General features: G+C 62.6%; 20 protein-coding genes. 10 read left to right on the forward strand and 10 right to left on the reverse strand.

What is annotated here, in order from left to right:
* The first annotated feature begins 12 nt into the window (after window positions 1–12).
* Window positions 13–1,017 carry an LLM class flavin-dependent oxidoreductase gene (locus tag ACW4TB_RS10955; protein ID WP_012312058.1) on the forward strand — a complete coding sequence of 335 codons (1,005 nt, stop codon included), beginning with the start codon at window positions 13–15 and terminating at the stop codon, window positions 1,015–1,017.
* Between the two features lie 97 nt (window positions 1,018–1,114).
* Here the strand turns inward: ACW4TB_RS10955 and ACW4TB_RS10960 are convergent, their stop codons facing one another.
* Both ACW4TB_RS10960 and ACW4TB_RS10965 read right to left on the reverse strand, forming a co-directional pair.
* A complete protein-coding gene (locus ACW4TB_RS10960; RefSeq protein WP_012312057.1) occupies window positions 1,115–1,336 on the reverse strand; it encodes a DUF1161 domain-containing protein in 222 nt (73 codons plus the stop codon).
* A gap of 102 nt (window positions 1,337–1,438) precedes the next feature.
* Window positions 1,439–1,654: a dodecin gene (locus ACW4TB_RS10965; protein ID WP_012312056.1), complete on the reverse strand. Its 216-nt coding sequence runs from the start codon at window positions 1,652–1,654 to the stop codon at window positions 1,439–1,441.
* 150 nt (window positions 1,655–1,804) lie between these two features.
* Between ACW4TB_RS10965 and ACW4TB_RS10970 the strand changes: the two genes are divergently transcribed.
* The gene (locus ACW4TB_RS10970) at window positions 1,805–2,128 is read left to right on the forward strand and encodes a DUF883 family protein (RefSeq protein ID WP_012312055.1); all 324 of its coding nucleotides are present in this window, start codon (window positions 1,805–1,807) and stop codon (window positions 2,126–2,128) included.
* On the opposite strand, the gene ACW4TB_RS10975 is transcribed toward ACW4TB_RS10970, so the two are convergent.
* Window positions 2,125–3,021, reverse strand: a complete 897-nt coding sequence (locus ACW4TB_RS10975; protein ID WP_279930231.1) for a LysR family transcriptional regulator — start codon at window positions 3,019–3,021, stop codon at window positions 2,125–2,127. The two genes, ACW4TB_RS10970 and ACW4TB_RS10975, sit on opposite strands and share 4 nt — an antisense overlap.
* Before the next feature lie 110 nt (window positions 3,022–3,131).
* Between ACW4TB_RS10975 and trpB the strand changes: the two genes are divergently transcribed.
* Together trpB and trpA are read left to right on the forward strand one after the other, a co-directional pair.
* A complete protein-coding gene (gene trpB / locus ACW4TB_RS10980) occupies window positions 3,132–4,349 on the forward strand; it encodes a tryptophan synthase subunit beta (RefSeq protein WP_012312053.1) in 1,218 nt (405 codons plus the stop codon).
* A complete protein-coding gene (gene trpA / locus ACW4TB_RS10985; RefSeq protein WP_012312052.1) occupies window positions 4,346–5,155 on the forward strand; it encodes a tryptophan synthase subunit alpha in 810 nt (269 codons plus the stop codon). The genes trpB and trpA overlap by 4 nt, the downstream gene beginning before the upstream one ends.
* A 48-nt stretch (window positions 5,156–5,203) precedes the next feature.
* On the opposite strand, the gene ACW4TB_RS10990 is transcribed toward trpA, so the two are convergent.
* Window positions 5,204–5,536 carry a DOPA 4,5-dioxygenase family protein gene (locus ACW4TB_RS10990; protein ID WP_254466912.1) on the reverse strand — a complete coding sequence of 111 codons (333 nt, stop codon included), beginning with the start codon at window positions 5,534–5,536 and terminating at the stop codon, window positions 5,204–5,206.
* Window positions 5,537–5,589: 53 nt separating this feature from the next.
* Between ACW4TB_RS10990 and ACW4TB_RS10995 the strand changes: the two genes are divergently transcribed.
* Window positions 5,590–6,138 (forward strand): NAD(P)H-binding protein, encoded by a 549-nt coding sequence (locus ACW4TB_RS10995; RefSeq protein ID WP_012312050.1) that lies wholly within the window; start codon window positions 5,590–5,592, stop codon window positions 6,136–6,138.
* Window positions 6,139–6,231: 93 nt separating this feature from the next.
* Here the strand turns inward: ACW4TB_RS10995 and ACW4TB_RS11000 are convergent, their stop codons facing one another.
* Window positions 6,232–7,131 (reverse strand): choline sulfate utilization transcriptional regulator, encoded by a 900-nt coding sequence (locus ACW4TB_RS11000; RefSeq protein WP_254466911.1) that lies wholly within the window; start codon window positions 7,129–7,131, stop codon window positions 6,232–6,234.
* Between the two features lie 109 nt (window positions 7,132–7,240).
* On the opposite strand from ACW4TB_RS11000, the gene betC reads away from it, so the two are divergent.
* From betC to ACW4TB_RS11015, 3 genes are all read left to right on the forward strand, one after another.
* A complete protein-coding gene (betC, locus tag ACW4TB_RS11005; protein WP_279930237.1) occupies window positions 7,241–8,758 on the forward strand; it encodes a choline-sulfatase in 1,518 nt (505 codons plus the stop codon).
* Window positions 8,759–8,772: 14 nt separating this feature from the next.
* The gene (gene choX, locus ACW4TB_RS11010; RefSeq protein ID WP_012312047.1) at window positions 8,773–9,696 is read left to right on the forward strand and encodes a choline ABC transporter substrate-binding protein; all 924 of its coding nucleotides are present in this window, start codon (window positions 8,773–8,775) and stop codon (window positions 9,694–9,696) included.
* Between the two features lie 153 nt (window positions 9,697–9,849).
* On the forward strand, window positions 9,850–11,415 hold the full coding sequence (locus tag ACW4TB_RS11015; protein WP_279930240.1) for a SulP family inorganic anion transporter: 1,566 nt from the start codon (window positions 9,850–9,852) through the stop codon (window positions 11,413–11,415).
* A gap of 91 nt (window positions 11,416–11,506) precedes the next feature.
* On the opposite strand, the gene aroE is transcribed toward ACW4TB_RS11015, so the two are convergent.
* Both aroE and hemF read right to left on the reverse strand, forming a co-directional pair.
* Window positions 11,507–12,331, reverse strand: coding sequence for a shikimate dehydrogenase (gene aroE / locus ACW4TB_RS11020; RefSeq protein WP_012312045.1), 825 nt, complete (start codon window positions 12,329–12,331; stop codon window positions 11,507–11,509).
* Between the two features lie 25 nt (window positions 12,332–12,356).
* Window positions 12,357–13,268 carry an oxygen-dependent coproporphyrinogen oxidase gene (gene hemF / locus ACW4TB_RS11025; RefSeq protein ID WP_254466907.1) on the reverse strand — a complete coding sequence of 304 codons (912 nt, stop codon included), beginning with the start codon at window positions 13,266–13,268 and terminating at the stop codon, window positions 12,357–12,359.
* A 134-nt stretch (window positions 13,269–13,402) separates the two neighbouring features.
* Between hemF and ACW4TB_RS11030 the strand changes: the two genes are divergently transcribed.
* Entirely contained in the window at window positions 13,403–14,380 is a 978-nt protein-coding gene (locus ACW4TB_RS11030) for an NADPH:quinone reductase (protein ID WP_174141094.1), read from the forward strand.
* Window positions 14,381–14,487: 107 nt separating this feature from the next.
* On the opposite strand, the gene ACW4TB_RS11035 is transcribed toward ACW4TB_RS11030, so the two are convergent.
* The 3 genes from ACW4TB_RS11035 to dprA all read right to left on the reverse strand — a co-directional run bounded on the left by ACW4TB_RS11035 (window position 14,488) and on the right by dprA (window position 16,867).
* Window positions 14,488–14,790, reverse strand: a complete 303-nt coding sequence (locus tag ACW4TB_RS11035) for a hypothetical protein (protein WP_012312042.1) — start codon at window positions 14,788–14,790, stop codon at window positions 14,488–14,490.
* Between the two features lie 383 nt (window positions 14,791–15,173).
* The gene (locus tag ACW4TB_RS11040; protein WP_012312041.1) at window positions 15,174–15,731 is read right to left on the reverse strand and encodes an L-threonylcarbamoyladenylate synthase; all 558 of its coding nucleotides are present in this window, start codon (window positions 15,729–15,731) and stop codon (window positions 15,174–15,176) included.
* A gap of 38 nt (window positions 15,732–15,769) precedes the next feature.
* Window positions 15,770–16,867 (reverse strand): DNA-processing protein DprA, encoded by a 1,098-nt coding sequence (gene dprA, locus ACW4TB_RS11045; protein WP_012312040.1) that lies wholly within the window; start codon window positions 16,865–16,867, stop codon window positions 15,770–15,772.
* Between the two features lie 206 nt (window positions 16,868–17,073).
* Here dprA and def point away from each other — a divergent pair, with 206 nt between their 5' ends.
* Window positions 17,074–17,580 carry a peptide deformylase gene (gene def, locus ACW4TB_RS11050; protein ID WP_012312039.1) on the forward strand — a complete coding sequence of 169 codons (507 nt, stop codon included), beginning with the start codon at window positions 17,074–17,076 and terminating at the stop codon, window positions 17,578–17,580.
* Window positions 17,581–17,618: the final 38 nt, after the last annotated feature.

The following is a 17,618-nucleotide window of genomic DNA, read 5'->3' on the forward strand; positions in this document are numbered from 1 at the left end:
GCGGAGGCTCCAATGACGCAGCTGCGTGACCTGAAAATTTCCACCCTCGACCTGGTGCCGGTACGGGCCGACTCTGGCCCGGCGCAAGCGTTGCGCAATTCGCTGGACCTGGCCCAGCATGTCGAGCGCTTTGGCTACAACCGCTTCTGGGTTGCCGAACACCACAACATGGACGGCATCGCGAGCTCCGCGACCTCGGTGCTGATCGGTTACCTGGCGGGGGGTACTTCAACCATCCGTGTCGGCTCGGGTGGCGTCATGCTGCCCAACCATGCCCCCTTGGTGATCGCCGAGCAGTTCGGCACGTTAGCCAGCCTTTATCCAGGGCGTATCGATCTGGGCCTGGGCCGTGCGCCGGGCTCCGACCAAATGACCGCACGCGCCCTGCGCCGGGAGCGTTCGGGCAGCGCCGATGATTTCCCGGACGATGTCGAAGAATTGTCGCGCTACCTTGGCCCGCGCACAGATGATCAAAAAGTGATCGCCGTACCTGGCCACGACACCGAGGTGCCGATGTGGCTGCTCGGCTCCAGCCTGTTCAGCGCACAGCTGGCCGGCATGCGCGGCATGCCCTACGCCTTCGCCTCGCACTTCGCGCCGCGCTACATGCATGAGGCGATCCGTATCTACCGCGACCATTTCAAGCCGTCTACCACGCTCGACAAGCCTTACGTGATGCTGGGCATTCCGATGGTGGTGGCCGAAACCGACGACAAAGCCGAGTTCCTGGCCACTTCGGTGTACCAGCGTATTCTTGCCCTGATACGCGGGCAGAGCCTTATGCAACGCAAGCCGGTACCGAGCATGGATGGGCTGTGGCTGCCACATGAGCGCGATGCGGTGGGTAGCTTCCTGGGCCTGGCGATGATCGGCAACCCGCAGAAGGTGAAGGCCAAGGTCGAGGTGCTACTGGAGCAGACCGGGGCGGACGAGCTGATCTTTACCTGCGACCTGTATGAGCATGAGGACCGGATCAGGTCGTATGAGTTGTTGGCGCAAGCCTTGAAATCTGAGTAGGCCCCAATCGCCGGCAAGCCGGCTCCCACTGGGAACTCCAAGGCCGCGAGATATTGGAAACGCAGTGGGGCAGGCTTGCTGGCGGTTGGGCCAGCGCTCAACCACGCCGGTAGACAATTTCCTTGCTGCCACCTTCACAGCTCCCCACAACCTTGCCAGCGGGGTCTCCCTTACTGACGATCTCAAGTGTGTAGCCCTTCACACCTTTGGCATCCAGCTTCGCGGCAATCTCGGCCTTGAGCTCCTCGCAAGGCTTGCCCGCCGCCAGCGCGCCACCCGCCAGCGTCATCAGGCCCACCGCCAGAATCAGTTTCTTCATCACTCGCTTTCCTTGTGCAGATGAAAATGGGAAGGGGCGCCGGCAAAGGCGCCCCTGTCTGTATTACGCCATCACGCCGGCCTTTGCCAGCCAGACCCTGTTTCAGCTATTGGCGATGCGGAAGCCCACTTTGAGCGTGACCTGAAAGTGCGCCACCTTGTTGCCTTCGATGTGGCCACGGGTGTCGACCACTTCGAACCATTCCAGATGCTTGATGCTCTTGGCCGCTTCGGCCAAGGCATTGTTTATTGCGTCTTCGATGCTGGTGGTCGAGGAACCTACCAGCTCGATCTTCTTGTAGGTGTGATGATCGGTCATGAGCGCTCTCCTTGGGTGACAGTGAAATTGAGCCTAGCAGTGCCGGCCTGGTTTACCTGCGAGCCGTCAGGCTGGGCGAAAGTTCGATCGCACTTTCGCCCCGGGCCGCAGTCGCAATCCATACAGTCCATACTGCAAAGGAGAGTCACCATGCACCGCAATTCGCTGCGTAAAACATCCCTGGAAAGCATGGAAGCGGAGATCGAAAGCCTCCTTAAGAGCCTGGAGAGCCTCAAGCATGATGCGTCGGAGGAGTCGCAGAAGTCCGTGAAGGCAATCCGCAGCAACGCCGAAAGCGCGTTGAAACACTCGCGCAGCCTGCTTAGCGATGCTTATGAGGAAGTGAAGACCCGCACCCGCCAGACCGGTATCGCAACCCGTGATTATGCTCAGGAGCACCCGGTGACCACTGCTGGCGTAGCCATCGGCGCGCTCGGCCTGCTCGCGGCGTACCTGTTGTACCGCCGCAACTAACCTGCCTGCCGCTCCAGTTCGCGGCGCAGCCACTGCGCCAGCTGCTCGGCGCGCCCGTCTGCGGCGCGCCGTGGCACCCAAAGTGCCAGCGCCGCTGCAGTAGGGGAAAAGCCCCACGGTGCGCTGAGTCGCCCGGCACGCAAGTCATCCGCCACCAGCGGCTGCGGTGCGATAGCCACCCCCAGCCCTGCCACAGCCGCCTCCAGCAGGTAATACAAATGCTCGAAGGCCTGCCCATACTGCAGTGCAGCCGGGTCCAACCCCTGTTGTCCGGCCCAGGTCGGCCACGCCTGCGGGCGTGAGGTGGTATGCAGCAAGGCTTCGTCCAGCAGCGCCACGGTGGGCGCACTGCGCAACCGCTCGAAACCGGTAAAGTGTGGGCTCAACACTGGCCCGATACGCTCTTCGGCCAATACATGTACCTGCATGTCCGCAGGCCAAGGGGGTTCGGCATACACCAGCAGCGCATCGAGCCCCGGCCGACGCGGATCAAGGTCGCCTTCCCCTGCTGACAGATGCAGCCGCAACTCTGGTAGGTCTGCTTTCAGGCGCCCAAGCCGGGGAATGAACCATCGCGCCAGCAGGCTACCCGAGCACCCCAGCACGAATGGCGCCTCGCTGACATCCCGGCTGAGTTCGGCGCAGACACTGCGCAGCCTGTCGAACGCTTCACCACTAGCATCACGCAGCCTGACGCCGGCATCTGTGAGTTTGATGCCACGCCCGTCCTTGACGAACAAGGCCACGCCCAGGTGTTCCTCCAGCACCTTGATCTGCCGGCTCACGGCGCCATGAGTCACATGTAGCGCTTCGGCAGCCCGGCTGACGCTATTGAGCCTGGCGGTGGATTCGAAGGCCCGCAGGGCGTTCAGGGGAGGGAGGTCGTGGGCCATTTGACGTGTGAGTTTTCCTGACAGGTTTGCGCAATCTTATCGGTTTTCAGCCGGGCTTGCCGTGGTTAGAGTAAAGCCCATCACTCATTCATTACGCCCTGGAGCGCCCCATGACCCAGTCCCAATACCGCCCCGGCCCCGACGCCAACGGCCTGTTCGGCTCGTTCGGTGGCCGCTATGTGGCCGAAACCCTGATGCCGCTGGTGCTGGATCTGGCCCGCGAATACGAAGCCGCCAAGGCCGACCCCAAGTTCCTCGAAGAACTGGCCTACTTCCAGCGCGACTACATCGGCCGCCCCAACCCGCTGTATTTCGCCGAGCGCCTGACCGAGCATTGCGGCGGCGCCAAGATTTTCTTCAAACGTGAAGAGCTCAACCACACCGGCGCGCACAAGGTGAACAACTGCATCGGCCAAGTGCTGCTGGCCAAGCGCATGGGCAAAAAACGCCTGATCGCCGAAACCGGCGCCGGCATGCACGGCGTGGCCACTGCCACCGTCGCCGCACGCTTCGGGCTACCCTGCGTGATCTACATGGGTGCAACCGACATCGAGCGCCAGCAGGCCAACGTGTTCCGCATGAAGCTGCTGGGCGCCGAGATCGTCCCGGTTACTGCCGGCACCGGCACACTGAAAGACGCAATGAACGAAGCCCTGCGCGACTGGGTCACCAACGTCGACGACACCTTCTACCTGATCGGTACCGTGGCCGGCCCGCACCCGTACCCTGCAATGGTCCGCGATTTCCAGTCGATCATCGGCAAAGAGACCCGCGCCCAGTTGCAAGAAAAGGAAGGTCGCCTGCCCGACAGCCTGATTGCCTGTGTTGGCGGTGGCTCCAATGCCATGGGCCTGTTCCACGAATTCCTCGAAGACGAGAGCGTCAAGATCATTGGTGTGGAAGCCGGTGGCCATGGCGTGAACACCGGCAAGCATGCGGCCAGCCTCAACGGCGGCGTACCCGGCGTGCTGCACGGCAACCGTACATACCTGCTACAGGACGATGACGGCCAGATCACTGACGCCCACTCGATTTCGGCCGGCCTCGACTACCCGGGCATCGGCCCCGAGCATGCCTACCTGCATGAAGTGAAGCGTGTGGAGTACGTCAGCATCACTGACGATGAGGCCCTCGACGCGTTCCACGCCACCTGCCGCCTGGAAGGCATCATCCCTGCCCTGGAAACCTCGCACGCCCTGGCAGAAGCGATCAAGCGCGCGCCGAACCTGCCCAAGGACCACCTGATGGTCATCTGCCTGTCAGGCCGTGGCGACAAAGACATGCAAACCGTGATGAACCACATGGCCGCCCAGGAGAAACAGGCATGAGCCGTCTTGAACAACGCTTTGCCGAGCTGAAAGCCGAAGGCCGCTCCGCACTGGTCACCTTCGTCACCGCCGGCGACCCTGGCTACGATGCCTCACTGCAGATCCTCAAGGGCCTGCCGGCGGCCGGTGCCGATGTGATCGAACTGGGCATGCCGTTCACCGACCCGATGGCCGATGGCGTAGCCATCCAGCTGGCCACGCTGCGTGCGCTGGAAGCAGGCCAGAACCTGGCAAAGACCCTGCAGATGGTGCGTGAATTCCGCGTCGACAACCAGGCCACACCGATCGTGCTGATGGGTTACTACAACCCGATCCACCGCTTTGGTGTAGAGAAATTCGTCGCAGAAGCCAAAGAAGCGGGTGTCGATGGCCTGATCATCGTCGACCTGCCGCCGGAGCACGATGCTGAGCTCGCCACCCCGGCCCAGGCCGCTGGCATCGACTTCATTCGCCTGACCACCCCAACCACCGACGATGCGCGCCTGCCACGGGTGCTGGAGCGCAGCTCCGGGTTCGTCTATTACGTGTCGGTGGCAGGCGTGACCGGCGCCGGCTCGGCAACCACCGAGCACGTGACCGAAGCCATCGCCCGCCTGCGTCGGCATACCGATCTGCCGATCAGCGTTGGCTTCGGCATTCGTACACCAGAGCAGGCCGCAGCGATTGCGCGCCTGGCTGATGGCGTGGTGGTGGGGTCGGCGCTGGTCGACAAGATCGCCCAGGCCAAGGACGCCGATCAGGCTGTTGCCGATGTATTGAGCCTGTGCTCTGCGCTGGCTGAAGGTGTGCGCGGCGCTCGACGCTGATCCGCTTGGCCTCTTCGCGGGTTTGTCCGCGAAGAGGCCACCACATCGCTAACCGCCAAAAACCGACAACTTCAAAGGCCGCAAAGCCCCCATCCAGATCGCATGATCGCGGTGATCCGCCAGCTCATCCCCGGTCAGCGGGTGCAGAAACACCACCAACCCCTTGCGATACAACGCCAACCACGGCAACACCACGCCCAACACCTCCGGCCCGAACGCCAGCTGGCAGCTCCAGTCCGGGTGCGGCCCGACTGGCTTCTGGTGCATGCGCCCCATGGTCACGGGGAACAGCCGCGCCGCCTCCTCGCACAGCTCACGCGCCTGCTCGATAGTCGATGCGTCGTAATATACGTGGGCGTGATAGCCCTTGATCCTCTGCACGATGTCTCCTGATTGCGGTCAAACCATCACCCACCTGCAAAGGGAGTGATGCAGTGAAAAATGCCGAAACCCCAGTATTCAAGCTGGTGCTGTTCGGGGCTGAAAGCAGCCTGGGCAGTGCCCTGATGGTCGAGTTGCTGTCACGTCAGCACGAGGTCACTGCCGTGGTCGATGACCTCAACCGCCATGCTCCGCGCCCGGGCCTGCATTTTAAGATAGGCGGGCTGGGTGATGCCGACCAGGCGGAGCAGGGCGCAGCAGGGGGCTCGGCGGTGATTGCCCTGTTGTCGGCGCTGGCGTCGGGTGACCTTGCAGCGCAAGGTCGGATGAGCGAAGCGTTGGTGGCCGGGCTTTCTCGCACGACTATACGCCGGGTGCTGCTGGTGGGCGATTTTGATGTGCTGGATGCGCCGGGCAAGTACACCGAAGCAGAGCGTGAGTGCGTGGACCAGGTTGTGGATGCACTGCAACGCAGCCCTTTGCACTGGACATTGATCAATGCGCCACAGGCACTGATGGACCTGGAGCGAATGGCGGCGGGGATGGCCGATATGCTCGAGCTGGATCTGCATCGGGGCGAGCATCTGAACTTCGTGACGTAGAGCGCCGGGGCCTACAGGTACTGCGCGAGCTCAAGTCCTGCCATGGACCCGTGGGAGCTGGCTTGCCGGCGATGGGCTGCGCAGCAGCCCCAATCACTGACTCCGCTCATCTTCCAGCCAATCCACAAACCGCTCGATCAGCGCCCCACGCCGCTTGCGCGGCGGCAACACCACGTAATACCCCCGCGTCGAGCGCAGGCTCCCCTCCAGCGGCCGGCACAGCAACCCTTGCTCGACCAGCCCATCGACCAGATGCCGCCAGCCGATCGCTACCCCTTGCCCGGCAATTGCCGCCTGGACCAACAGCGTGTAGTTATCGAACCGAAGCTGCCCGGGCGGCGGCGGGCTTTGCACGCCAAAGCCACGAAACACCCCCGCCCAGTCGAACCAGCGGCTGGCCTGTTCGCCACGCAGATGAAGCAGTGGCAAGCGTTGCAAAGCCGCGGCTGACAAGGGTTTGCCATGAGTCAGCCGAGGGCTGCAGACCGGGAATACTTCTTCATCGAACAGCCAGCGGCTCTCGCCTTGATGGAACCGCCCATCCCCAAACAACACCGCCACATCGATATCCGGCCGCAGCATCCCCTGGCTGCGCTCACCGGTCACCAGGCTAACGTCCACCTGTGGATAAGCGTCGTGGAACCGCTGCAACCGCGGCATCAGCCAGAACGCTGCGAAGGCGAAATCGGTGGCCACCTGCAGTACTTCGCGCTGGCCCCGCCCGCTGGCTTGGGCAATGCCGTCATCCATGGCCTGCAGGCCTTGATGAACCTGCTCGAACAATAGCTGCCCGGCATCGGTCAGCGCGATGCCGCGGTAGATACGGTCAAACAGACGCGTGCCCAACCGAGCCTCCAGCCGTTTGACCTGCTGGCTTACCGCCGGCTGGGTAGTGCCCAACTCCAGCGCCGCAGCCGTGAAACCACGCAAGCGGGCAGCGGCCTCGAAAACGCGCAATGCGTCGAGCGACAAGTCGGCAAGGTGATCAAACATAAGCTCAGCTAATCCCAGACATTGCCCGCGATGGGCTTTACCCAAGTTATTCACAGCCGCATCTTGATAGGCAAGCAGTTCGCATAACCTTCAACGATGGAATCGAACCATGACGCAACCGAATATCCTGTTCATCATGGCCGACCAGATGGCCGCGCCGATCTTGCCGATATATGGCCCTTCACCGATTCAGATGCCCCATCTGAGCCGCCTGGCCGATCAGGCGGTGGTGTTCGATTCTGCCTACTGCAACAGCCCGCTGTGCGCACCCTCGCGCTTTACCCTGGTAAGCGGCCAGTTGCCCAGTCGTATTGGCGCCTACGACAACGCCGCCGACTTCCCGGCCGATATCCCGACCTACGCCCACTACCTGCGCCGGCTCGGCTACCGCACCGCGCTGTCGGGCAAGATGCATTTCTGCGGCCCGGACCAGTTGCACGGCTACGAAGAACGCTTGACCAGCGACATCTACCCCGCCGACTACGGCTGGGCAGTTAACTGGGATGCCCCGGACAAGCGCGCAAGCTGGTATCACAACATGTCATCGGTATTGCAGGCCGGCCCTTGCGTGCGTACTAACCAGCTGGATTTCGACGAAGAAGTGGTATTCAAGGCCCGTCAGTACCTTTACGACCATGTCCGCGAGAACGATGGTCGGCCGTTCTGCCTCACCGTGTCCATGACCCACCCCCACGACCCGTACACCATCCCCAAGCGCTACTGGGATCGCTACGAGGGTGTGGATATCCCCATGCCCCGTACCGAATTCGGCCAGCACGAACTCGACCCGCACTCACAGCGCCTGCTCAAGGTGTACGAGCTGTGGAACAAGCCCCTGCCTGTGGACAAGATCCGCGATGCACGCCGTGCCTACTTCGGTGCCTGCAGCTACATCGACGACAACATCGGCCAGCTGTTGCAGACCCTGGAGGAGTGCAACCTGGCCGACGACACCCTGGTGGTTTTCTCTGGCGATCACGGCGACATGCTTGGCGAGCGCGGGCTCTGGTACAAGATGCACTGGTTCGAGATGTCGGCGCGGGTGCCGCTGCTGGTCCACGCGCCCAAGCGCTTCGCCCCGACGCGGGTCAGTGCTTCGGTATCGACCTGCGACCTGCTGCCGACGCTGGTCGAGCTTGCCGGCGGTACTGTGGATAAAAGCTTGCATCTGGACGGCCAATCGCTGCTCGGCCACCTGCAAGGGCAGGGTGGCCATGACCAAGTGATCGGCGAGTACATGGCCGAGGGTACCGTCGGACCATTGATGATGATCCGCCGTGGCTCGTACAAGTTCGTGTACAGCGAAGACGACCCATGTTTACTCTATGACCTGAGCCGCGACCCGCACGAGCGGGAGAACCTCACCGGCAGCCCGGACCATCAGGCGCTGCTGCAGGCATTTGTCGACGAAGCACGCCAGCGCTGGGATATCCCCGGCCTGCGCCAGCAGGTACTGGCCAGCCAGCGGCGCCGCCGCCTGGTTGCCGAAGCGCTGGCCATCGGCAAACTGAAAAGCTGGGACCACCAACCGCTGGTGGATGCCAGCCAACAGTACATGCGCAACCACATCGATCTCGACGACCTCGAGCGCAAGGCACGTTATCCACAGCCCGCACCCCTGGATTGAGAAGAGAAGCCGCCATGCAGAAGTTCTCCACCATCGTGTTCGCCCTGGCCCTGAGCCTGGGCACCGCCACGGCCCACGCCGAAAACGCGCAATGCAGCACCGTAAGGATGGCCGACCCCGGCTGGAGCGACATCGCCACTACCAACGCCATCGCCCGCTTGCTTCTGGAGAGCCTGGGCTATCAGGTGAAGATCGACAGCCTGGCGGTGCCGATCATCTACGGCGGCCTAAAGGACGGTAAGGTCGATGCCTTCCTGGGTAACTGGATGCCGGCGCATCAGGGTTTTCATGACAAGTTCGTTGCCAATGGCGATGTGCACCAGCTGTCGCGCAACCTTGAAGGCACCGAGTTCACCCTGGCGGTACCCGATTACGTGTGGGATGCCGGCGTGAAAAGCTTCGCCGACCTGCAACAGCATGCCGATCAGTTCGACAAGAAGCTGTACGGAATCGGCTCGGGCGCGCCCGCCAACCTGTCGCTGAAGGAGATCATCGACAAGAATGAATTCGATCTCGGCCAATGGAAGCTGGTCGAATCAAGCGAACAGGCAATGCTGGCGCAGGTCGACCGCGCCGTGAAGAAAAACCAGTACATCACCTTCCTGGGCTGGACCCCGCACCCGATGAACGTAAAACTGAAGATGCATTACCTGACGGGCGGGGAGAAGTGGTTCGGCAGCAAGGGTGAGGTCTATACCCTGACGCGCAAAGGTTATCCACAAGCCTGCCCTAACCCCGCAAAATTGTTGGGTAACCTGACATTCACCCTGGACATGGAAAACAGCATCATGGCTGAGGTTGTAGATAAGAAGATCAGTTTCGATGAAGCGGCCAAGGCGTGGGTCAAGGCGCATCCAGATCTGCTTCAAAAGTGGCTTGATGGAGTGACCACCAGTTCTGGCGGCGATGCCAAAGAGGCTGTCAACGCCAAACTCTGATTGGTTTATCTGTTAGGTTGCTGGGGCCGCGTTGCGGCCCATTCGCGACGCAAGGCCGCTCCTACACGCAGGGTACGATTTGGCGTAGGAGCGGCCTTGTGTCGCGAAACGAGGGCAAAGCCCTCGCCTGCGCTCTTGAATCAGGAACTGCCCATGCCCCGCTTAAACCACCTGCTGCCCTTCTTGACCTGGCTGCCCCGTCAATCGGGCCGCAGCCTGCGCGAGGACCTGCTGGTCGGCCTGAGCGGTGCCATCCTTGCCCTGCCGCAATCCATCGCCTATGCCCTGATCGCCGGCCTGCCTGCCGAATATGGTCTTTATGCGGCCATCGTGCCGGTATTGGTCGCCTGCCTGTGGGGCTCGTCCTGGTACCTGATTTGCGGACCGACCGCCGCCATCTCCATCGTCCTTTACGCCAGCATCAGCCCCTTGGCGGTGGCCGGTAGTGCCGATTACGTGACCCTTGTGCTGCTGCTGACCTTTCTCGCTGGCATCTTCCAACTGCTGCTCGGGCTGCTACGCTTCGGCGCACTGGTCAATTTCGTTTCCCATTCGGTGGTGCTTGGCTTCACCCTGGGCGCCGCCATCGTCATTGCCCTCGGCCAGTTACCCAACCTGCTGGGTATGGACTTGCCGAGCCAGGCCACGGCGTTTAAAACAGTACAAGACTTGGCAAGCCATGCTGGTGAGGTCGACTTGCCGTCCTTGATACTGGGCTTGGGCACCGTCCTTGTAGGTGTGGCCTTCAAACTTTGGCGGCCACGCTGGCCGAGCCTGTTGATAAGCCTCATCGTTATCAGCCTGGTGGCGTGGCTGCTGCCTGGTTTCTTCGGCCATGTACCGCGGGTGCCAGCGTTCACCGGCCAGCTCCCCCCAGTCAGCCCACTGCCGTTACTGGATGTGGAGCTGATGCTGCGCCTGCTGCCCAGTGCCGTGGCGGTGGGCATGCTGGGCCTGGTAACCAGCCTGTCGATTGCCCGTTCGCTGTCGGCACGCTCCGAACAGCTTATCGACGCCGACCAGGAAATCCGCGCCCAGGGGATGTCGAACATCGTCGGTTCATTTTTTTCCGGCTACCTGTCTTCTGGCTCCTTCACCCGCTCTGGGCTCAGCTACGACGCTGGCGCCCGCTCGCCCATGGCCGGGGTGTTCTCGGCGCTTTGGGTGGCGCTGTTCGCCGTCACCGGTGCAGGGTTGATCGCACACCTGCCGATACCGGCCATGGCCGGCAGTATCCTGCTGATCTGCTGGGGCCTGGTGGACCACCGGGGCATCCGTGCGCTGTTCAGGGTCAGCCGGTCGGAGTTCCTGGTTATGGCCCTGACTGCTGCAGCAACCTTGCTGCTGGAGCTGCAGACAGCGATTTATGCCGGTGTGCTGGCTTCGCTGTTCTTCTACCTCAAGCGCACTTCACGGCCACGCGTGCAGCAGAGCCGCGAAGGGCAGGCCGACGTGCTGCGGGTGGGCGGGTCGATCTTCTTCGGTGCGGCGCACTACCTGCAGGTGCGCCTGCAGCGTTGCCAGGGCCCGCATGTGGTGATCGATGCACGCCAGGTGAATTTCATCGATTACTCGGGTGTGGACATGTTGCACCGCGAGGCACGGCGGTTGCGCCGGGCCGGAGGGAGCCTGACCTTGCTTCGGGCAAGGCCGCAGGTGGTCGAGGAATTGCAGAAGCTGGAAGGGGTGGAGCTTTGCCCCATTCAATTTGCGGAGTGATCTTCGGGGCTGCTTGCCAAGGCCTGAGGCCGGCGCTGTACCTGTAGGAGCTGGCTTGCCGGCGATGGGCCGCAAAGCGGCCCCAGAAATCTCAGCCCCGAGCGAGCTGCCGGCGCAACTCAGCCAGCACCGGCGCCGTTTCCGGACGTACCCCACGCCAGATGAAGAACGCCTCCGCCGCCTGCTCTGCCAACATGCCCAGCCCATCCAGCACCTTGGCCGCCCCCAGCTTGCTGGCCCACTGGCAGAATGGCGTCGGTTCCTTGCCATACATCATGTCGTAACACACGGTGCGCCCGGCCTCGACCAGGCTGTCGGCAATCGGCGGCAGCTCGCCGGACAGGCTCGCCGACGTGGCGTTGATGATCACGTCCACCGGCTCCTGCAGCCAGGCGAAACCGCTAGCCATCACCGGCCCCATCTCATCGAACTCGCGTGCCAGCTGCTCGGCCTTTTCCAGTGTGCGGTTGGCAATTACCAAGGACTGAGGGTCATGCGCCAGGATCGGCTCCAGCACGCCGCGCACTGCGCCCCCGGCGCCAAGGATCAGAATACGTTTGCCAGTCAGTTCAACCCCGGCATTCACTGTAAGGTCGCGCACCAGGCCGGCGCCATCAGTGTTATCGCCCCGCAGCGAGCCATCGGCCAGCTTGCTCAAGGTGTTCACCGCCCCGGCCCGTTGGGCGCGCGGAGTGAGGCTGTCACACAGGCGGTAGGCCTCTTCCTTGAATGGCACGGTCACGTTGGCGCCACGGCCTTGCTTGAAAAAGCCCCGGGCGCAGTCACTGAACTCGTCTAGCGGCGCCAGCAGGGTGGCGTACTCCAAGTCCTGGCCGGTCTGTTCGGCGAACAGGCGGTGAATCAACGGCGACTTGCTGTGGCCGATCGGGTTACCAAATACGACGTACTGGTCCATGAGGGCTCCTCGGTTATCCACAAGCTTACTGGGCAAGCCAATCGCGGTCTTGCAGGAAGTACTCGGTCAGGCGCGCTTCTTCGCTGCCAGGTGCCGCCTTCCAGTCGTAGCCCCAGCGTACTTGCGGTGGCAGCGACATCAGGATCGATTCGGTACGGCCGCCGGACTGCAGGCCGAAGAGTGTGCCACGGTCATACACCAGGTTGAACTCCACATAGCGCCCGCGGCGGTACTCTTGGAACTCGCGCTGCTCGGCGGTATAGGGCGTGTCCTTGCGGCGCTGGACGATCGGCAGGTAGGCATCGACGTAGGCATCGCCGATGGCGCGGATGAAGGCGAAGCAGGTATCGAAGCCCCACTCGTTCAAGTCATCGAAGAACAGCCCGCCGATGCCGCGCGGCTCACCACGGTGCTTGATGTGAAAGTAACGGTCGCACCAGGCCTTGTAGCGCGGGTACACGTCGGCGCCGAACGGCGCGCAGGCCTGCTCGGCCACGCGGTGCCAGTGGATGCAGTCTTCCTCGTTGCCGTAGTAGGGGGTCAGGTCGAAGCCGCCGCCAAACCACCACACAGCTTCTTCACCTTCTTTTTCGGCGATGAAGAAGCGCACGTTGGCGTGGGAAGTCGGCACGTGCGGGTTATGCGGGTGGATCACCAGCGACACGCCCAAGGCCTCGAAGCCACGGCCTGCCAGCTCGGGGCGGTGGGCGCTGGCCGACGGAGGCAGGCCGCTACCGAACACGTGGGAGAAGTTGACGCCGCCTTTCTCGATCAGCTTGCCGTCGCCGATCACCCGCGTGCGGCCCCCGCCACCGGCTTCGCGCACCCAGGCATCCTCGACGAAGCGGGCGCCGCCGTCCTCAGTTTCGAGGGCAGAACAGATGCGGTCTTGCAGGTCGAGCAGGTAGGCTTTCACGGCCTCGGTGCGGCTAGTCATCGGGTCACCAGGAACGGGCAGGGAAGAATTCGCCGCGTAGCATACCACCGGCAGCTGGCGCGCCGCAGTTGACGGCGATCAAGCAAAGGCGTCCGATAGAAGGCCTTCCCCGATCCCGACAACAGGAGTGCGAGATGGCCAAGCGTATCCAGTTCAGCCAGCATGGCGGCCCGGAAGTATTGCAGCTGGTGGAGTTCGACCCGGCACCGCCCGGGGCGCAGCAGGTCCGAGTGCGTAACCATGCGATCGGTTTGAACTTCATCGACACCTATTTCCGCAGCGGGCTGTATGCCCCGCCTGCGCTGCCTTCAGGCCTGGGCACCGAGGGTGCCGGGGTAGTCGAGGCGGTAGGTGAGGGCGTCACCCGCCTGAAAGTGGGCGACCGCGTGGCCTATGGCGGCGGCCCGCTGGGTGCCTACAGCGAGGTGCACACCTTGCCGGAGGCCAACCTGGTCAAGCTGCCCGACAACATCAGCTTCGAGCAGGCGGCGGCGGTGATGCTCAAGGGCCTGACCGTGCAGTACCTGCTCAAGCAGACCTACGCCGTGCAGCCGGGCGATGTGATCCTGTTCCACGCCGCCGCCGGGGGGGTGGGCTCGCTGGCATGCCAATGGGCCAAGGCGCTGGGGGCCAAGCTGATCGGTACCGTCAGTTCGGCCGAGAAAGCAGAGCGGGCCAAGGCACTGGGCGCCTGGGAGACCATTGACTACAGCCGCGAGGATGTGGCCAAGCGCGTGCTGGAGCTGACCGATGGCAAGAAATGCCCGGTGGTGTATGACGGCGTGGGTGCCGACACTTGGCTGACCTCGCTGGACTGCCTGCAACCGCGCGGCTTGATGGTGAGCTTTGGCAATGCGTCGGGCGCCGTGAGCGGGGTGAACCTGGGGATCCTGGCGCAGAAAGGGTCGCTGTATGTCACACGGCCGACCTTGGCCAGTTATGCCAACAATGCCGAGAACACCCAGGCCATGGCGGATGACCTGTTTGCGGTGATCGCCAGTGGCAAGGTGGTTGTGGATATCCAGCAGCGGTATCCGTTGAGTGAGGCGGCCAAGGCGCAGAGCGAGCTGTCGGCGCGGCGGACGGTGGGGTCGACTGTTTTGTTGCCTTGAGTGCCTGGCTTGGAGCTTTTAGAGCCTTTGAGATAGAGCGCCGTGTGGACGGCGCTCGTTCTACGCAAGAATGCAAAAACCAAGGCGAGCACCTGCAAGCCTCACAACTACCTCTGCTGCGCAGGCGCTGACTCGATGCCATCAAGCATCGCCTCTACCAACCCCTCCGCCATCTCGATCGCATGCAGGTTCGACCAGTACATGCCGCGGCCTTCTTCGCGCAGGTAATCGAGGGTCTTGTAGCCAGTCTCGTAGGCACAGCGCAGGTAGAGGGCTACGTGGACCAAGGCGTCTGCGGCGGAAATGTCGGGGTTTACGGTGAACAGCGCTGAATGGCCGGCGTCGCAGCGGCCGAAGGGGCGGGTGGAAGTGCAGGGAAGTGGTGGATCTGGGACGAGTTTCTTGATCATGGAAAATGCTCCTCAATGCCGCTACCAATCACTACCACGTGAATTGGGTGGCGACTGTCCGCGAGGTGGTAGACCCGGGCATTTTCCAATCCAGGCAGGCTCGAAAGCCTCCCGCGCACAGCCGCCATAGACTGTCATGGAAATGATGCATCCGGGCTACCACACCCGATCGCCAAGTTGTTCGGCGACGGTCTGAAGCCTAGAGACAGGACTTCCCACTGAGAAGGTGATGGTATTCGATGCGGGTTGTAGGAGTTTTCCCAAACTGATGTGCTGGCAGCATTCAGGGCCGCTTTGCGGCCCATTCGCCGGCAAGCCGGCTCCCACACAATTCCAGTGGGAGCCGGCTTGCCGGCGATTCGAGGGCGCAGCCCTCGCCAGCGTCAACCCGGGCGGACGATCTCGCCCGTGGCCAGGTTACGAATCACACTCGGATTCTTCCGCCCACCCAGGGCCCCACCCAGCACCATGTCCAGGTCACCATGAAAATACTGCTCCACTCGCAACCGGCTCTTCGCCGCCGGGCGCCCGCCCGGGTTGCAAGAAGTGGAAATCAACGGCCCGACCAGCGCGCACAACTCGCGCACCTGCGGGTGATCACTGACCCGCAGTGCCACGGTGTCATGCTGCCCCGTCACCCACTCCGGCAACAGGTCCTGGTGCGGCACCAGCCAGGTATTGGGCCCAGGCCAGGTGCTGCCCATGCGGTCGATCCAGTCCTCGGGGAAATCCTCGAACAGAAAGTCGAACTGGCGGATGTTGTCGGCGACCAGGATCAGCCCTTTATCCACAGGCCGCGACTTGAGCGCCAGCAAGCGATACACCGCGTCCTCGTTCCATGGGTCGCAGCCCAGGCCCCAGACCGCTTCAGTCGGGTAGGCGATCACCGCACCGGCCCGAATCTCACGCGCGGCTTGTTGCACACGCCAACTGCTCACCATTTGTGTCTCTCCGCATTTAAGCCATGCGCGCAGTTTACTTAGCCAGCGCGGGCAAACCAACGCCCGGCTTCATTGGTCACCCGGCCCTCGAGCTCCAGCTCGGTCAATTGCGCCAATACTTGCGCCAAGGGCAGCTCACTACAAGCAGCCAGTGCCTCGCTGGTCTGCGGTGCAGCATGCAACAAGGCAAGCAATGGATGGGACGGTTTATCCACAACTGCCGGCGGCAGGTTCTGCCAACCCTGCAAGCTTTCCAGGATCTGCCCCACGCTTTCCACCAGCAGTGCGCCGTCGCGAATCAACTGGTGGCAGCCTTTGGCGCCGGGGTGGTGGATCGAGCCGGGAACGGCGTAAACCTCGCGGCCTTGCTCGGCGGCCAGACGGGCTGTGATCAAAGAACCGCTGGCCAGGCTCGCCTCAACCACCAGCACACCGAGTGACAGGCCACTGATGATGCGATTGCGTCGCGGAAAGTTACCCGGCAGCGGCCCGGCATCGAGCGGGTACTCGGAGACCAGCGCGCTACCGCTGTCGATCATCGCTTTGGCCAGGTCACGGTGGCGCTGTGGATAAAGTTTTTGCAGCCCAGTGCCTAACACACCGATCGTGCCTCCCCCGGCCTGCAATGCGGCCCGATGAGCGGCACCGTCGATTCCCAAAGCAAGCCCACTGGTGATGGTGAAGCCGGCCTGCGAGAGGTAACGGGAAAATGCCTTGGCGGTATCGAGCGCCGGGGGTGAAGCACGCCTGCTGCCCACTATTGCCAGCTGTGGCCGTTCGAGCAAAGCCGGGTCGCCTGCGACGAAAAGCAGCGGCGGGGCATCATCGATTTCGCCCAGTAGCGCGGGGTAGCCGGGGCTGTCCCACATCAGCAAATGCTGGCCCGGATGCTCTATCCAGGCCATTGCAGCCAGCGCCCCGTCGCGTACTTCGGCACTGCGCCGGGCGTCGATGGTGGCCTGCGCAATGCCCAGCGCACGCCAGGCGCCCGCCGGTGCACTGAGCGCTGAAGAAGCACTGCCAAAGGCTTGCAGCAAGGTGTGAAAACGACGCAATCCCGTCTCGGGAAGGCGGTGCAGACGTAACCGCGCTTCCAGTTCGGCAGGCGGGCAAAGCGACGAATGGTGGAACGGCATAGAGATCATCCTTGATCGAAACAGGGCCATTTACGTGGCACAACCTGTGGATAAGTTTGTGGGTAACACTTTGAAAAGCTGTCCATTAAATGCACGCTATCAAGCCCATAAACACCCTAGACGAGCTTGCCAGGTGCCGAAATCGTCGATTCCCTTTATTATGTATGCTCAGTTTTCAACCGAACGCACAGTGATTGCCTGACCCTATGGCCATTTTGAACATTCTCGAATTCCCAGACCCGCGCCTGCGCACCATCGCCAAACCGGTGACGGAGTTCGACGACGCCCTGCGCCAGCTGATCGACGACATGTTTGAAACCATGTACGAAGCGCCTGGCATCGGCCTGGCTGCCACCCAGGTCAACGTCCACAAACAGATTGTGGTCATGGACCTGAGCGAAGACCGCAGCGAGCCGCGGGTCTTCATCAACCCGTCGGTCGAAGAGTTGACCCACGACATGGGCCAGTACCAGGAAGGCTGCCTGTCGGTGCCGGGCTTCTACGAGAACGTCGACCGCCCGCTGCGGGTTCGCGTCAAGGCGCAGGACCGTGACGGCAAGCCTTTCGAGCTTGAAGCCGAAGGGCTGCTGGCGGTATGCGTGCAGCACGAGTTCGACCACCTCAACGGCAAGCTGTTCGTCGACTACCTGTCGCAGCTCAAGCGCGACCGGATCAAGAAGAAGCTGGAAAAGCAGCACCGCCAGCAAGCCTGATCCCACCTTCCAGAAGGCTTGCTCCGGCAAGCCTTTTT

This window comes from Lelliottia jeotgali, assembly GCF_977070485.1.

Coding starts and splice junctions, on each gene's coding strand:
- ACW4TB_RS10955 (WP_012312058.1), top strand. CDS start 13: ATGACGCAGCTGCGTGACCTGAAAATTTCCACCCTCGACCTGGTGCCG.
- ACW4TB_RS10960 (WP_012312057.1), bottom strand. CDS start 1,336: ATGAAGAAACTGATTCTGGCGGTGGGCCTGATGACGCTGGCGGGTGGC.
- ACW4TB_RS10965 (WP_012312056.1), bottom strand. CDS start 1,654: ATGACCGATCATCACACCTACAAGAAGATCGAGCTGGTAGGTTCCTCG.
- ACW4TB_RS10970 (WP_012312055.1), top strand. CDS start 1,805: ATGCACCGCAATTCGCTGCGTAAAACATCCCTGGAAAGCATGGAAGCG.
- ACW4TB_RS10975 (WP_279930231.1), bottom strand. CDS start 3,021: ATGGCCCACGACCTCCCTCCCCTGAACGCCCTGCGGGCCTTCGAATCC.
- trpB (WP_012312053.1), top strand. CDS start 3,132: ATGACCCAGTCCCAATACCGCCCCGGCCCCGACGCCAACGGCCTGTTC.
- trpA (WP_012312052.1), top strand. CDS start 4,346: ATGAGCCGTCTTGAACAACGCTTTGCCGAGCTGAAAGCCGAAGGCCGC.
- ACW4TB_RS11000 (WP_254466911.1), bottom strand. CDS start 7,131: ATGTTTGATCACCTTGCCGACTTGTCGCTCGACGCATTGCGCGTTTTC.
- betC (WP_279930237.1), top strand. CDS start 7,241: ATGACGCAACCGAATATCCTGTTCATCATGGCCGACCAGATGGCCGCG.
- choX (WP_012312047.1), top strand. CDS start 8,773: ATGCAGAAGTTCTCCACCATCGTGTTCGCCCTGGCCCTGAGCCTGGGC.
- ACW4TB_RS11015 (WP_279930240.1), top strand. CDS start 9,850: ATGCCCCGCTTAAACCACCTGCTGCCCTTCTTGACCTGGCTGCCCCGT.
- aroE (WP_012312045.1), bottom strand. CDS start 12,331: ATGGACCAGTACGTCGTATTTGGTAACCCGATCGGCCACAGCAAGTCG.
- hemF (WP_254466907.1), bottom strand. CDS start 13,268: ATGACTAGCCGCACCGAGGCCGTGAAAGCCTACCTGCTCGACCTGCAA.
- ACW4TB_RS11030 (WP_174141094.1), top strand. CDS start 13,403: ATGGCCAAGCGTATCCAGTTCAGCCAGCATGGCGGCCCGGAAGTATTG.
- ACW4TB_RS11035 (WP_012312042.1), bottom strand. CDS start 14,790: ATGATCAAGAAACTCGTCCCAGATCCACCACTTCCCTGCACTTCCACC.
- ACW4TB_RS11040 (WP_012312041.1), bottom strand. CDS start 15,731: ATGGTGAGCAGTTGGCGTGTGCAACAAGCCGCGCGTGAGATTCGGGCC.
- dprA (WP_012312040.1), bottom strand. CDS start 16,867: ATGCCGTTCCACCATTCGTCGCTTTGCCCGCCTGCCGAACTGGAAGCG.
- def (WP_012312039.1), top strand. CDS start 17,074: ATGGCCATTTTGAACATTCTCGAATTCCCAGACCCGCGCCTGCGCACC.